This window comes from Shewanella inventionis, from assembly GCF_014641855.1.
In the GTDB taxonomy this organism is placed as follows: Bacteria; Pseudomonadota; Gammaproteobacteria; order Enterobacterales; family Shewanellaceae; genus Shewanella; species Shewanella inventionis.
The window spans coordinates 32669-46512 of the sequence record NZ_BMII01000037.1 but is presented as its reverse complement, the minus strand read 5'-3'; the positions used below and the strand labels follow the sequence as shown (position 1 = coordinate 46512).

Sequence of the window (13844 nt, the reverse complement as noted above, 5' to 3'; positions counted from 1 at the left end):
AGGATCCGCTTATTAGCCGTTGCGATGTTTATGCAAATTAATAACCGCTCAGAAGTCGCCAGGCGCTTAAATGTCAGCCGTCGAAGTGTGAATGATTGGGTATCAAGCTTCTTGAACCAAGGTTTAGCTGGTCTAGATGACAAGCCTCGCATAGGTAAAAAGAGTCGATTGACCACTAAGCAGAAAGAGCAAGTGTACCTGTTTGTTAAGGATGCGGCACATTCCACCAAAGGTGGCCGCTTAACCGCACGGGATATTCAGGAATTTATCACCTCAAAATACGATGTCTCGTATAGCCATTCACATATTTATTGGTTATTGCATAAGCTGGGGTTTATACCAATTACGATTAAAGACTTCCCAGTTTAGCCCAATCTCTGTGACACAATCTTTTTACCCTGTCCTTGCACTCAATGAATGTATTCCATGCACGACAGCATTCCTCAACAATATCATTAAAATCTTTAAAACTACGATTAGCGAGACAATGCTGGCGTAGTCGTTAATGAACCTACTCAATGGGATTTATGGCAATCAACACAAGAAAGTGATCATTCTTACTGGTTAACACCGCTTATAACGTCGTTAAAAATGTTGAAGGTTGAACAACGAGCTAGTTGCGATTTTTGTCTGATTCTATGCGATCTTTGCTATGCAATCTCTGAATACATATTTATCTTGATTTGTATCACAAATGTAATGATGACAGATCGTTAATAAGCGTTGTTTAACCAGAGTCTGCGTCATTGCTGCAGGCTAGAACCTAAATGTCTTCAAACACAGGCCAATGATGTTTCATAAATCATTATGAAATGTTTAATATCATTTTTTGTGAAATTTTGAGAAAGGTCATGAGGACCGTGCAGCTCTTTACCCTCAATTTTCTATAAGTTGGACGGAGGGTTATTGCGCTAGCAGACTAGTCTCATGGCAAATGAGTGAAATAATTAACGCAAAACATTTGGTTTATTAGTCTGTTAAATTTTCGGGATGGGTACACAGGTTAACTTCATGTACAATAGCCCTATTATTTACAGATGAAACCATCATATGCCGATTTCACTAACAGAACTGAATACATTTGGTCTTCAGCAGCATTGCTCTTCACTCATTAGTGTGACGTCAAAGGTTGATCTAATTGAAACCTGTAATAGTTTATATGCAAAACAGCCTCTGTTGATTTTAGGTGGTGGCAGTAATTTAGTTTTTACTGCAAATTACTTGGGTGCTGTTGTTAATATTGCAACAAAAGGCATTAAGGTCACTGATGATGACAAGTTTTATTACTTATGTGTACAAGCAGGTGAAGGCTGGCATGATCTTGTTGAGTTTTGTTTAAACAATAAGATTTACGGTCTTGAAAACATGGCGCTTATTCCCGGCAGTGTTGGTGCGGCTCCAATACAAAACATTGGCGCATATGGTGTTGAGTTTAATCGATATTGTCATGAGGTTGAGTTTTTACGCCTTGATACAAAACAGCTGTTAACTTTCAGTAATGATCAATGTCAATTTGGTTATCGAGATTCAATTTTCAAGCAAGAGCTAAAAAATCTGGCCGTTATAACACAAGTGACACTAAAAATACCAAAGAATTGGCAGCCAGTACTGAGCTATGGTCCATTGCAATCGCTGGATCCATCTACTGTGACAGCGAAGCAAATATTTGACTGTGTATGCAATGTTCGTCGTTCTAAGTTGCCAGATCCCAAAGTGTTAGGTAACGTGGGCAGCTTTTTTAAAAATCCAGTTGTACATTCAACTGTCTACTCAGAACTATTAAATCATTACCCCAATTTAGTTGCTTATCAACAAGATGATGGTCAGTACAAGTTAGCAGCTGGCTGGTTAATTGAACAATCTGGCCTTAAAGGTTTTAGGGTCGGTGACGCTGCTGTCCATCAAGACCAAGCTTTAGTATTAGTTAATTTGAAAAATGCGACTGGCGAACAAGTGTGCCAATTAGCGCGCCACATTATTAGCGTTGTGAATGAAAAATTTTCTGTCACGTTGCAAGTTGAACCAAGAATAATTGGTGCGGTCGGGGAGATTGAAATCTAATGAATGATCATTGGTTACGGAAAAGGCAAATTTTAGCTTTACTCAGTCATGTTGCTTTTGTTTCTGGCGAAGCTATAGCTCAACAATTATCGATAACTCGCGCTGCCATAAATCAGCACATCGATGCCTTGAAAGACTACGGTGTTGAGATTTATAGCGTTAAGGGTAAAGGTTATAAGCTAGCCACCCCAATTTCGTTGATTAACGAAAATTCGTTGGTAAACACGATCGATGATCGTTGCTTTTATTTTGATGAAATAACAAGCACAAATGAATTCATGTTAGGGCATGCTGCAGAGCTTGCATCGGGTGATATCTGTATAGCCGAGTATCAATCTGCTGGTCGAGGTCGGCGTGGGCGTCAATGGTTATCGCCATATGGTCATCACATCTATGCATCTTTGTTTTGGCGGCTTAATCATGACTTGTCATATGCAAGTGGTTTAAGTTTGGTTGTTGGATGTTCTATTGTAAAAACGTTGCAGAATTTAGGTGTGGAAGGCTTAGGTTTAAAATGGCCAAATGACATTTATTTAGACCATAAAAAGCTAGCTGGCATTCTTATAGAGCTTAACCATCACAGCGTTGAGCAAGTTGAGTTGGTTATTGGTTTTGGGATTAATATGAGCATGTCTGCACAACAGGGCGAGCTTATTGATCAACCCTGGAATGATTTGTCTTCAATGACAACCATGCCAGATAAAACCCAGCTTTTAGTTAACTTACATCAACAACTTAAGCATGATTTAGCGTTATTTGAACAACAAGGTTTATCCGCATTTTTAGCGCGATGGAATGAGAACGATTTATTTATTAACCGTGAAATAACTCTACTGATGTCGCCAAATTCAATCTCTGGAATTTGCCGCGGTATAGATAAGCAAGGTGCGATTTTGATTGAGAACGAACAAGGCATATCTGCTTATGTGGGTGGTGAGATTAGCGTAAGAGCAAGTTAAGCTACATTGTGAAAGCCTAGCTTTTAGGCTTTCATTATCTTCACTTTCGAAGTAACACTTTATTCATTAAGTGGTTGGGGCCTTTTTGTAAAATGAGATGCGCTCTTTCCCGTGTTGGTTGAATATTAAGTTGTAAATTAGGCCCGTTAATCGTATCCCAAATATTTGCTGCAATTACGTTAGCTTCATCGTCACTGAGTGTTGAGTAATGATGGAAAAAAGATTCTGGATCGCTAAATGCGCCTTTTCTGAATTGTAAAAATCGCTGTTTGTACCACTGTTTTAGCAGTGACTCTTCTGCATCGACATAAATAGAAAAGTCCACAAAATCAGACACAAATGGGCGTCTTGTATCTATTGGTGTATCAAGGCCAGTTTGCAGAACATTAAGGCCTTCAAGAATCAAGATGTCAGGTTGTCTAATAGCCTGGTGTTGATCGTGGCATCTATCATACGTCACATGAGAATACAGTGGCGCTAGCACCTCTTTATCACCCGCTTTCACAGATGAAATAAATTCGACTAGCATTTTCATGTCGTAACTTTCAGGAAATCCTTTACGTTGTAACAAGCCTTTACGCTTTAAGTCTGCTAGCGGGTATAAAAAGCCATCAGTAGTAACCAGATCGACCTTTGGATGTTCTGGCCAACGCTGTAAAAGTGTTTGCAAGATACGTGCTGTAGTGCTTTTACCTACAGCGACACTGCCGGCGATACTAATAATGTAAGGGCTTGGGGAATTTTTTTGCTCAAGAAACTTACCCAAAACAAGACCGCGCTGTTGTTTTGAGTCAACAAAAAGGTTCAATAAACGACTCAGAGGTAAATAGATATCAGTCACTTCGTCTAAAGAAAGTTTTTCATTCATTCCTCGAAGATTTTCTAGTTCTGCTTCGCTCAATGTGAGTGGCACTGATTTACGTAATTCAGCCCAATGCTCACGCTGAAAAGCAAAGTAAAGTGCGTCTTGTATTGAGTTTATTGAAGTCATAACCATTCCTCTAGGTTGGTCAGGCACATTACACTATCGAATAATAGGCGACAATACTTTGCTATTGATTTGTCATTATGATGAATAGATTCGCCTAGAAATTGTGCTTTTTTGAAAAAACACGACTAAAAAAACGTCATTTGAAACTTTTTTTAGGTTTTTTCGCATTTATCTATTGCACTCCTGAGCACATTTACCTAATATCCGAACCCGAAATGACATGCCGGCATAGCTCAGTTGGTAGAGCAACTGACTTGTAATCAGTAGGTCCCGAGTTCGACTCTTGGTGCCGGCACCATTTTACTGGAGGGGTTCCCGAGTGGCCAAAGGGATCAGACTGTAAATCTGACGGCTCAGCCTTCGAAGGTTCGAATCCTTCTCCCTCCACCATTTTTCTAGGTAGTTAGGTAGCCTATGTTAGGTTGCGCGGATGTCGTATAATGGTATTACTCCAGCCTTCCAAGCTGATAACGCGGGTTCGATTCCCGCCATCCGCTCCAAAATTTGATTGCTGATATGGCTCAGTTGGTAGAGCGCACCCTTGGTAAGGGTGAGGTCGGCAGTTCGAATCTGCCTATCAGCACCAGCCTGTCACACTAACTCCTAAATAAACCTAATTCGATGACATATTATGCATCGGATTTTTTACTATATGTGTGTTTTCATCACCAAACTATTGGATTGAGGCAATACCATGGCAAAAGCTAAATTTGAACGTTCTAAGCCACACGTAAACGTAGGCACCATCGGTCACGTTGACCATGGTAAAACAACTTTAACAGCAGCTATCTCTGCTGTATTGTCTAAGACTTATGGTGGTGAAGTTAAGAACTTCGCTCAAATCGATAACGCTCCAGAAGAGCGTGAGCGCGGTATTACAATTAATACTTCTCACATCGAATATGACACTCCATCACGTCACTACGCTCACGTAGACTGTCCAGGTCACGCGGATTATGTTAAAAACATGATCACTGGTGCTGCACAGATGGACGGCGCAATCCTAGTAGTAGCAGCGACTGACGGCCCAATGCCACAGACTCGTGAGCACATCCTACTTTCACGTCAGGTAGGTGTACCTTTCATCATCGTATTCATGAACAAATGTGACATGGTAGATGACGAAGAATTACTAGAATTAGTAGAAATGGAAGTTCGTGAACTTCTATCAGAATACGACTTCCCAGGTGATGACTTACCAGTTATTCAAGGTTCTGCATTAAAAGCGTTAGAAGGCGATGCAGCATGGGAAGGCAAAATTCTTGAGCTTGCAGAAGCACTAGACTCTTACATTCCAGAGCCAGAGCGTGACATCGATAAGCCATTCCTACTACCAATCGAAGACGTATTCTCGATTTCAGGTCGTGGTACAGTGGTAACTGGTCGTGTTGAGCGTGGTATTGTACGTGTATCAGACGAAGTAGAAATCGTTGGTGTTCACGCGACTACTAAGACAACCTGTACTGGTGTAGAAATGTTCCGTAAACTGCTTGACGAAGGTCGTGCAGGCGAGAACTGTGGTGTGTTATTACGTGGTACTAAGCGTGATGACGTAGAACGTGGTCAAGTACTAGCTAAGCCTGGTTCAATCACGCCACACACTACATTCGAATCAGAAGTATACGTGTTATCAAAAGAAGAAGGCGGACGTCACACTCCATTCTTCAAAGGCTACCGTCCACAGTTCTACTTCCGTACAACTGACGTGACTGGTACTATCGAATTACCAGAAGGCGTAGAAATGGTTATGCCTGGTGACAACGTTAAGATGGTTGTTACTTTGATTTACCCAATCGCGATGGACGACGGTTTACGTTTCGCTATCCGTGAAGGTGGCCGTACAGTTGGTGCTGGTGTTGTAGCTAAAATCATCGCGTAATAGCGACTTTAGTTGACACTAAAAAAGGAAGCTTCGGCTTCCTTTTTTTGTTTTTGGCAAAAATCACAGATTAATTGTTTTTTTTGGTTAAATTGTTACGCTAACTTTACCTGTATTGTTGCGAACAAAGCTGAATAAGAATACAATCTATGGCCGATTTTTGACCCTGTGCTTATGCATTTTCTGGGAAAGCTCGGGAAATGCAGATTTGGTAAATATGTTTTTACCAAGTTAAGCTCAGGTCGTAGTGAGTAACGGAATTAACCGATGACAACAAATACTGAAAACCAGAGTAATTCTTTGGATATCGTTAAGTGGGGCGTGGCAGCATTGCTCATTGCTGCTGCTGTTATAGGCAATCAATTTTACGCAGATGCAAATGTTGTAGCTCGTGTTGCTGGGGTAATTATTGCCTTTGCTATTGCAGGTGTTATTGCATTGCAAACTATCAAGGGTAAGCAAGCGTTATCATTTGCCCGCGAAGCACACATTGAAGTGCGTAAAGTGGTGTGGCCAACTCGCCAAGAGGCCCTAAATACTACCTTTATCGTACTTGCCGCAACAGGTGTGGTTGCATTAGTCCTTTGGGGATTAGATGCAGTATTGTTACGAGTAGTCAATTTAATTACTGGCGTATAGGCATCTAAAAATGACTGAAGCTACAGAAGCGAAAAAAAGATGGTATGTAATTCAAGCCTTTTCAGGTTATGAAGGTCGTGTACTAAAAACACTATTAGAACATATCAAAATGCATAACATGGAACACTACTTCGGTGAGATCTTGGTCCCAACGGAAGAAGTAGTTGAAATGCGTGCGGGTCAGCGTCGTAAAAGCGAGCGTAAGTTTTTTCCAGGCTATGTATTAGTCCAAATGGAAATGAACGATGATAGCTGGCATTTAGTGAAGAGTATTCCACGTGTTATGGGTTTTATTGGTGGAACCTCAGATCGTCCAGCGCCGATTTCTGATAAAGAAGCCAATGCTATTCTTCAGCGTTTACAAGACACCATCGAGTCACCGACTCATCGTGTTATGTTTGAGCCTGGTGAAGTTGTTCGTGTGTGTGATGGTCCATTTGCGGACTTTAATGGCACGATTGAAGAAGTGGATTATGATAAGAACCGCGTTAAGGTTTCTGTGATGATCTTCGGTCGTTCAACACCAGTAGAGTTAGACTTTAATCAGGTTGAAAAAAGCTGATTAAAATAACTACAAAATAAATATTGTTTGCGGGTGCGTATTTTATTATAATTCGCACCCGTTGTTTTCAGGGGAGCAAATTGGCATGTCGCCGAAATGCGTTTGAACCCAAATAGAGGAAATGTCGACATGGCAAAGAAAATTGAAGCTTATATTAAGCTACAAGTAGCAGCCGGTGCTGCAAACCCGTCTCCACCAGTTGGTCCTGCTTTAGGTCAAAAAGGTGTGAACATCATGGAATTCTGTAAAGCATTCAACGCTCGTACTGAAAAGTTCGAGAAAGGCATGCCAATTCCTGTTGTTATCACTGTATATAACGACCGTTCTTTCACTTTTGAAACTAAGACTCCACCTGCGTCTTTCCTACTGCTTAAAGCAGCTGGTTTGAAATCAGGTTCTGGCCGTCCTAACACTCAAAAAGTAGGAACTATCAAGCGTAGCGCAGTTCAGGAAATTGCTGAAACTAAAGCCGCTGATATGACTGGTGCTGATATTGAAGCGATGACTCGCTCAATTGAAGGTACTGCACGTTCAATGGGTTTGGTAGTAGAGGACTAATATAATGGCAAAGCTAACTAAGCGCGCTCGCGTAATCCGCGAAAAAGTTGATGCAACTAAACAGTATGACATCAATGAAGCAGTAGCACTTTTAAAAGAATTGGCAACTGCTAAATTCGTAGAAAGTGTTGACGTAGCTGTTAACCTTGGTATCGATCCTCGTAAATCAGACCAAAACGTGCGTGGTGCTACTGTACTACCACACGGTACTGGTCGTGACGTTCGTGTTGCTGTATTTACTCAAGGTGCAAACGCTGAAGCTGCTAAAGCTGCAGGCGCTGAACTTGTAGGTATGGAAGATTTAGCTGAACAAGTTAAAGCTGGCGAAATGAACTTTGACGTTGTTATCGCATCACCAGACGCAATGCGCGTTGTTGGTATGTTAGGTCAAATCTTAGGCCCACGTGGTCTAATGCCTAACCCTAAAACTGGTACAGTAACGCCAAACGTTGCTGATGCAGTTAAAAATGCTAAAGCTGGTCAAGTTCGTTACCGCAACGACAAAAACGGTATTATCCACACTACTATTGGTAAAGTGGATTTCACTGCTGAACAGTTAAAAGACAACTTAGAAGCGTTAGTGTCTGCACTGAAAAAGGCTAAGCCTGCAGTTGCAAAAGGCGTTTACGTGAAAAAAGTAAGCATCTCTACCACTATGGGTGCAGGTGTTTCGGTTGACCAAGCTAGCTTGGAAGACGCTAAGTAATTTTACAAAATGCGCGGATTAGTCTATAATGCGCGCACTTTGTGGGTTGAAGCTCCTTTTACCTAACTTTTGCCTAATTATTTAGGTTTGTTGGTTAATAGATGAGCTTCCGTCCAAGACCGCAGGTGTCAATCGTAAGGTTAACTTAATTTCCTGCGTAGACGGTGTCAGGCCCCAGCTAAAATTTTTTACTGGAATATCTGCACCGTAAGTAACTAAGTACATGTTGTGCTTAGTTTGGTAAATTCTAGGGATATCCCTAGGTAGAATCCAGGAGTAAAGCCAATGGCATTAAGACTCGAAGACAAAAAGGCAATTGTTGCTGAAGTCAACGAAGCTGCCAAAGGTGCACTTTCTGCAGTTGCCGCTGATTCACGTGGCGTAACTGTAGGTGCTATGACTGTTTTGCGTAAAACAGCTCGCGCTAACGGTGTTTATGTACGTGTAGTACGTAACACTCTAGCTCGTCGCGCTGTTCAAGGTACTGCTTTTGAGTGCCTAGCCGAAACTTTCACTGGCCCAACTTTACTAGCATTTTCTACTGAGCACCCAGGTGCTGCAGCGCGTCTTCTAAAAGATTTCGCTAAAACAAATGCTAAGTTTGAAGTTAAAGGTGCAGCTTTCGAAGGGGAATTTATCCCTGCAGCTGATATTGATCGTTTAGCGAAACTACCAACATACGAAGAAGCACTAGCTCAGTTGATGATGACTATGAAAGAAGCATCTGCTGGCAAGTTCGTTCGTACATTGGCCGCCCTTCGCGATCAAAAACAAGACGCCGCTTAATTTTAAGTTGGCCGCTTAATCAAATTGAATTCAGAACAATAGGAAATATTTCTAATGTCTATCACTAAAGACCAAATTTTAGAAGCTTTTGCAGCAATGTCTGTAATGGAAGTTGTTGAACTAATCGAAGCAATGGAAGAGAAGTTCGGCGTTTCTGCTGCTGCTGCAGTAGTTTCTGGCGGTGGCGATGCTGCTGCAGCTGCTGAAGAGCAAACAGAATTCGACGTAATTCTTACTTCACACGGCGACAACAAAGTAGCAGTTATTAAAGCTCTACGTGGCGCTACAGGTTTAGGCCTAAAAGAAGCTAAGACTATGGCTGAATCTTCGCCAATCGCTGTTAAAGAAGCGGTAAGCAAAGAAGAAGCTGAAGCGCTTAAGAAAGAATTAGAAGAAGCTGGTGCTTCTGTTGAAATCAAGTAAGCTATAGCTTACTTGCTCACCCAAGCAATTGGGTGAAGGCTGGCGGTTTTTTAACCGTCGGCCTTTTTTGCGCTTTATGCGCAGGCGATTTTTATTCACCGTTTGTCGCCAGTTTTAGCAGTCCCTAGCAGAGATTACTGGTTAGGTTCTTGCCATCAACGGTGATGGGCAAACGTGCTGATTTAATTATATTATTTCAGTCTTGGTCACATCTCGTAAGCAGAGGAAACCCATGGTTTACTCCTATTCTGAAAAGAAGCGTATTCGCAAAGACTTTGGTAAGCGTCCAAAAGTTTTGGATATCCCTTATTTATTGTCTATCCAGTTAGACTCTTTTAAGAAGTTCACCGATCAAGACCCTACGGGTGAGCGCGGCTTAGAAGCTGCATTCCGTAGCGTTTTTCCTATCAAGAGCTTTTCTGGCTATAGTGAGCTGCAATATGTCAGCTACAAGCTAGGTGAGCCAGTTTTTGATGTGAAAGAATGTCAGATCCGCGGTGTTACTTATTCAGCACCACTTCGCGTTAAATTACGCATGGTGTTGTTTGACCGTGAAGCTGCAGCCGGTACTGTTAAAGACATTAAAGAGCAAGAAGTCTACATGGGTGATATCCCATTGATGACTGATAACGGTACTTTCGTTATTAACGGTACTGAGCGTGTTATTGTGTCTCAGTTACACCGTTCTCCAGGCGTGTTCTTTGATCATGACCGTGGTAAAACCCACTCTTCAGGTAAGGTGCTGTATAACGCACGTATTATTCCTTACCGTGGTTCATGGCTTGACTTTGAATTTGACCCTAAAGATGCTTTATTTGTTCGTATTGACCGTCGTCGTAAATTACCGGCAACGATTATTTTACGTGCACTTGAATACTCTACTCAGGACATCTTAGATTTATTCTTTGAGCGTATTGAGTTTAAGATCAAAAAAGACTCACTTGTTATGGCACTTGTGCCAGACCGTTTACGCGGCGAAACTGCAAGCTATGACATTAAAGATGCAGAAGGCTCTTTATTGGTTGAAGCTGGCCGTCGTATTACTGCGCGTCATATTAAGCAACTTGAGAAAACCAACACCACTGAGCTTGAAGTGCCAGTAGATTACATTGTTGGTAAGTATGCTGCACAAGACTATATCGACGAAGATACAGGTGAAGTATTAGTTACTGCTAACAGCGAGATCTCTTTAGAAGATTTAGCTAAGTTATCTTTAGCTGGCATCAAGAACATTGATACATTGTTTATTAATGATCTTGACCACGGTGCTTATATTGCTGACACATTACGCATTGACTCTACAACTAACCGCTTAGAAGCGTTAGTTGAGATTTATCGTATGATGCGTCCTGGCGAGCCACCAACCAAAGATGCAGCAGAAAGTTTATTCCAAAACTTATTCTTCAGTGAAGAACGTTATGACTTATCGAAAGTAGGTCGTATGAAGTTCAACCGTCGTCTTGAAATTGATGAAGACGAAGGTAATGGCGTGTTGTCTAAAGAAGACATCGTTGCTGTAATGAAGAAAATCATCGAAATCCGCAACGGCTATGATGAAGTCGACGATATTGACCACTTAGGTAACCGTCGTATTCGTAGCGTAGGTGAGATGGCAGAAAACCAATTCCGTGTTGGTTTAGTTCGTGTTGAGCGTGCTGTTCGTGAACGTCTATCTTTAGGCGATCTAAACGAGCTTATGCCACAAGACTTAATTAATGCGAAGCCAATTTCTGCAGCAGTGAAAGAATTCTTCGGTTCTTCACAGTTGTCTCAGTTCATGGATCAAAACAACCCGCTATCAGAAGTAACGCATAAGCGTCGTATTTCTGCACTTGGCCCTGGTGGTTTAACTCGTGAACGTGCCGGCTTCGAAGTACGTGACGTACATCCAACTCACTACGGTCGTTTATGTCCAATTGAGACCCCTGAAGGTCCAAACATTGGTCTAATCAACTCGCTAGCAAGTTTTGCACGCACTAACTCTTACGGTTTCTTAGAAACGCCTTACCGCAAAGTGGTTGATGGTGTGATTACTGATGAAGTGGAATACTTATCAGCAATCGAAGAAGGTCGTTATGTTATTGCACAGGCAAACATTGAAGTTGACTCTACTGGCCGTATGGTTGAAGAGCAAATTGCGTGTCGTCATAAAGGTGAATCAACCTTTATGCGTGCAGCTGACGTTCAATATATGGACGTTTCGCCACAACAGATTATTTCTGTTGCAGCGTCACTTATTCCATTCTTAGAACACGATGACGCTAACCGTGCATTGATGGGTGCTAACATGCAACGTCAAGCCGTTCCTACATTACGTGCTGATAAGCCGCTAGTAGGTACTGGTATTGAGCGTACACTTGCTGTTGACTCAGGTGTGGTTGTTGCTGCTAAACGTGGTGGTGTTGTTGACTACGTTGATGCAAGCCGTATCGTTGTTAAAGTAAATGAAGATGAGCTACGCCCTGGCGAAGCCGGTATCGACATTTATAACTTAACTAAATATACCCGTTCAAACCAAAACACCTGTATTAACCAACGTCCTTGTTGTTTCGTTGGCGAGCCAGTGGTTCGTGGTGACGTATTAGCCGATGGTCCATCAACCGACTTAGGTGATTTGGCTCTTGGTCAAAACATGCGTATCGCGTTCATGCCTTGGAACGGTTATAACTTCGAAGACTCGATCTTAATTTCTGAGCGCGTTGCGCAAGAAGATCGTTTCACAACTATCCATATCCAAGAGCTTTCTTGTATTGCTCGTGATACTAAATTGGGTAGCGAAGAAATCACTGCTGACATTCCAAACGTAGGTGAGTCTGCTTTATCTAAATTAGATGAATCAGGTATCGTTTACATTGGTGCTGAAGTGAAAGGTGGCGACATTCTAGTGGGTAAAGTGACACCTAAAGGTGAAACACAATTAACCCCAGAAGAGAAGCTACTCCGTGCTATTTTTGGTGAAAAAGCCTCTGACGTTAAGGACAGCTCATTACGTGTGCCTAACTCAGTAAAAGGTACCATCATCGACGTTCAGGTATTTACCCGTGACGGCGTTGAAAAAGACAAGCGCGCGCTTGAAATCGAAGAAATGCACGTACGCCAAGCTCGTAAAGACTTAGGTGAAGAGTTCAAGATCCTTGAAGAAGGTGTATTGAGCCGTGCACGTAACTTGTTACTGTCTGTGGGTTATTCTGAAGCTAAATTAGCTGAAATCCCACGTAAAGACGTGTTAATTCAAGTTATCGACGACGAAGCAAAACAAACTGAACTAGAGCAGTTAGCTGAACAGCACGAAGAGCTAAAAGCTGACTTTGACAAGAAGTTTGAAATTAAGCGTCGCAAGATCACTCAAGGTGATGACTTGGCACCAGGTGTACTGAAAATCGTTAAGGTTTACTTAGCCGTTAAACGTACTATTCAACCAGGTGACAAGATGGCGGGTCGTCATGGTAACAAAGGTGTTATCTCGAAGATTTGTCCAATCGAAGACATGCCATACGATGAAGAAGGTAATCCTGTAGACATCGTACTTAACCCATTGGGCGTACCATCGCGTATGAACATCGGTCAGGTACTTGAAGTTCACATGGGTGCTGCAGCGAAAGGTATTGGTAACAAGATCACTGCTATGCTTGAAGAGCAGCGTGAAATTGCCGAACTTCGCGACTACATCAAGCAAGTATACGATTTAGGTGATGACGTGCTTCAGCGTGTTGACATCAATTCGTTCAGCGATGATGAAGTTGTGCGCTTAGCGACTCACCTTAAAGGTGGTGTGCCGATTGCTACACCAGCATTCGACGGTGCTAAAGAGAAAGAGATCAAGCAAATGCTTGCTCTTGCAGGCTTACCTGAGTCAGGCCAGTTAACATTATGTGACGGCCGTACCGGTAACGAATTTGAGCGTAAAGTAACTGTAGGTTACATGTACATGCTCAAACTGAACCACTTAGTTGATGACAAGATGCACGCCCGTTCAACCGGTTCGTACAGCTTAGTAACACAACAACCATTGGGCGGTAAAGCTCAATTCGGTGGTCAGCGTTTCGGTGAGATGGAAGTGTGGGCACTTGAAGCATACGGTGCAGCTTATACTCTACAAGAAATGCTAACAGTTAAGTCAGATGACGTTAACGGTCGTACTCAGATGTATAAAAACATCGTCGACGGTAACCATCAGATGCAACCAGGCATGCCTGAGTCTTTCAACGTGTTGTTGAAGGAAATCCGTTCACTTGGTATTAATATCGAGTTGGACCAAGAGTAAGCATCGCACTTAAGCA

The 13844-nt window shown here is 42.1% G+C and carries 12 protein-coding genes, 4 tRNA genes and 1 pseudogene; 15 read left to right on the top strand and 2 right to left on the bottom strand.

The window, feature by feature from the left end:
* Positions 1-369: helix-turn-helix domain-containing protein (locus tag IEW93_RS18495; RefSeq protein ID WP_188740718.1), on the top strand; the 369-nt coding region annotated here is incomplete at its 5' end.
* On the opposite strand, the pseudogene IEW93_RS22075 reads toward IEW93_RS18495, so the two are convergent.
* Positions 350-499: pseudogene (locus IEW93_RS22075) on the bottom strand (IS630 family transposase); the annotation flags it as partial. The gene IEW93_RS18495 and the pseudogene IEW93_RS22075 sit on opposite strands and share 20 nt — an antisense overlap.
* Positions 500-1050: 551 nt before the next feature.
* Here IEW93_RS22075 and murB point away from each other — a divergent pair.
* Positions 1051-2061, top strand: a complete 1011-nt coding sequence (gene murB, locus IEW93_RS18490; protein WP_188740717.1) for a UDP-N-acetylmuramate dehydrogenase — start codon at positions 1051-1053, stop codon at positions 2059-2061.
* A complete protein-coding gene (birA, locus tag IEW93_RS18485; protein ID WP_188740716.1) occupies positions 2061-3020 on the top strand; it encodes a bifunctional biotin--[acetyl-CoA-carboxylase] ligase/biotin operon repressor BirA in 960 nt (319 codons plus the stop codon). Before murB ends, birA begins: the two co-directional genes overlap by 1 nt.
* A gap of 40 nt (positions 3021-3060) precedes the next feature.
* Here birA and coaA read toward each other — a convergent pair whose 3' ends face one another.
* Entirely contained in the window at positions 3061-4011 is a 951-nt protein-coding gene (gene coaA / locus IEW93_RS18480) for a type I pantothenate kinase (RefSeq protein WP_188740715.1), read from the bottom strand.
* A gap of 222 nt (positions 4012-4233) precedes the next feature.
* Here coaA and IEW93_RS18475 point away from each other — a divergent pair.
* The 12 genes from IEW93_RS18475 to rpoB all read left to right on the top strand — a co-directional run bounded on the left by IEW93_RS18475 (position 4234) and on the right by rpoB (position 13828).
* A tRNA-Thr gene (locus tag IEW93_RS18475) sits at positions 4234-4309 on the top strand.
* A gap of 7 nt (positions 4310-4316) precedes the next feature.
* Positions 4317-4401: transfer RNA gene (locus IEW93_RS18470), tRNA-Tyr, on the top strand.
* Between the two features lie 36 nt (positions 4402-4437).
* Positions 4438-4511 (top strand) — tRNA-Gly (locus IEW93_RS18465).
* Positions 4512-4521: 10 nt separating this feature from the next.
* A tRNA-Thr gene (locus IEW93_RS18460) sits at positions 4522-4597 on the top strand.
* A 108-nt stretch (positions 4598-4705) separates the two neighbouring features.
* Positions 4706-5890: an elongation factor Tu gene (gene tuf / locus IEW93_RS18455; RefSeq protein WP_188740705.1), complete on the top strand. Its 1185-nt coding sequence runs from the start codon at positions 4706-4708 to the stop codon at positions 5888-5890.
* A gap of 267 nt (positions 5891-6157) precedes the next feature.
* Positions 6158-6529 carry a preprotein translocase subunit SecE gene (gene secE / locus IEW93_RS18450; RefSeq protein WP_188740714.1) on the top strand — a complete coding sequence of 124 codons (372 nt, stop codon included), beginning with the start codon at positions 6158-6160 and terminating at the stop codon, positions 6527-6529.
* A gap of 10 nt (positions 6530-6539) precedes the next feature.
* Positions 6540-7091, top strand: a complete 552-nt coding sequence (nusG, locus tag IEW93_RS18445) for a transcription termination/antitermination protein NusG (RefSeq protein ID WP_188740713.1) — start codon at positions 6540-6542, stop codon at positions 7089-7091.
* Positions 7092-7220: 129 nt separating this feature from the next.
* A complete protein-coding gene (gene rplK / locus IEW93_RS18440) occupies positions 7221-7649 on the top strand; it encodes a 50S ribosomal protein L11 (protein ID WP_160056465.1) in 429 nt (142 codons plus the stop codon).
* A 4-nt stretch (positions 7650-7653) separates the two neighbouring features.
* Positions 7654-8355 carry a 50S ribosomal protein L1 gene (gene rplA, locus IEW93_RS18435; protein WP_188740712.1) on the top strand — a complete coding sequence of 234 codons (702 nt, stop codon included), beginning with the start codon at positions 7654-7656 and terminating at the stop codon, positions 8353-8355.
* 285 nt (positions 8356-8640) lie between these two features.
* Positions 8641-9141, top strand: coding sequence for a 50S ribosomal protein L10 (gene rplJ / locus IEW93_RS18430; RefSeq protein WP_188740711.1), 501 nt, complete (start codon positions 8641-8643; stop codon positions 9139-9141).
* Between the two features lie 54 nt (positions 9142-9195).
* Positions 9196-9564, top strand: a complete 369-nt coding sequence (gene rplL / locus IEW93_RS18425) for a 50S ribosomal protein L7/L12 (protein ID WP_188740710.1) — start codon at positions 9196-9198, stop codon at positions 9562-9564.
* A gap of 232 nt (positions 9565-9796) precedes the next feature.
* Entirely contained in the window at positions 9797-13828 is a 4032-nt protein-coding gene (gene rpoB / locus IEW93_RS18420) for a DNA-directed RNA polymerase subunit beta (RefSeq protein WP_188740709.1), read from the top strand.
* Positions 13829-13844 lie beyond the last annotated feature (16 nt).

Coding starts and splice junctions, on each gene's coding strand:
- rplK (WP_160056465.1), top strand. CDS start 7,221: ATGGCAAAGAAAATTGAAGCTTATATTAAGCTACAAGTAGCAGCCGGT.
- rplL (WP_188740710.1), top strand. CDS start 9,196: ATGTCTATCACTAAAGACCAAATTTTAGAAGCTTTTGCAGCAATGTCT.
- murB (WP_188740717.1), top strand. CDS start 1,051: ATGCCGATTTCACTAACAGAACTGAATACATTTGGTCTTCAGCAGCAT.
- rpoB (WP_188740709.1), top strand. CDS start 9,797: ATGGTTTACTCCTATTCTGAAAAGAAGCGTATTCGCAAAGACTTTGGT.
- rplA (WP_188740712.1), top strand. CDS start 7,654: ATGGCAAAGCTAACTAAGCGCGCTCGCGTAATCCGCGAAAAAGTTGAT.
- rplJ (WP_188740711.1), top strand. CDS start 8,641: ATGGCATTAAGACTCGAAGACAAAAAGGCAATTGTTGCTGAAGTCAAC.
- secE (WP_188740714.1), top strand. CDS start 6,158: ATGACAACAAATACTGAAAACCAGAGTAATTCTTTGGATATCGTTAAG.
- nusG (WP_188740713.1), top strand. CDS start 6,540: ATGACTGAAGCTACAGAAGCGAAAAAAAGATGGTATGTAATTCAAGCC.
- coaA (WP_188740715.1), bottom strand. CDS start 4,011: ATGACTTCAATAAACTCAATACAAGACGCACTTTACTTTGCTTTTCAG.
- birA (WP_188740716.1), top strand. CDS start 2,061: ATGAATGATCATTGGTTACGGAAAAGGCAAATTTTAGCTTTACTCAGT.
- tuf (WP_188740705.1), top strand. CDS start 4,706: ATGGCAAAAGCTAAATTTGAACGTTCTAAGCCACACGTAAACGTAGGC.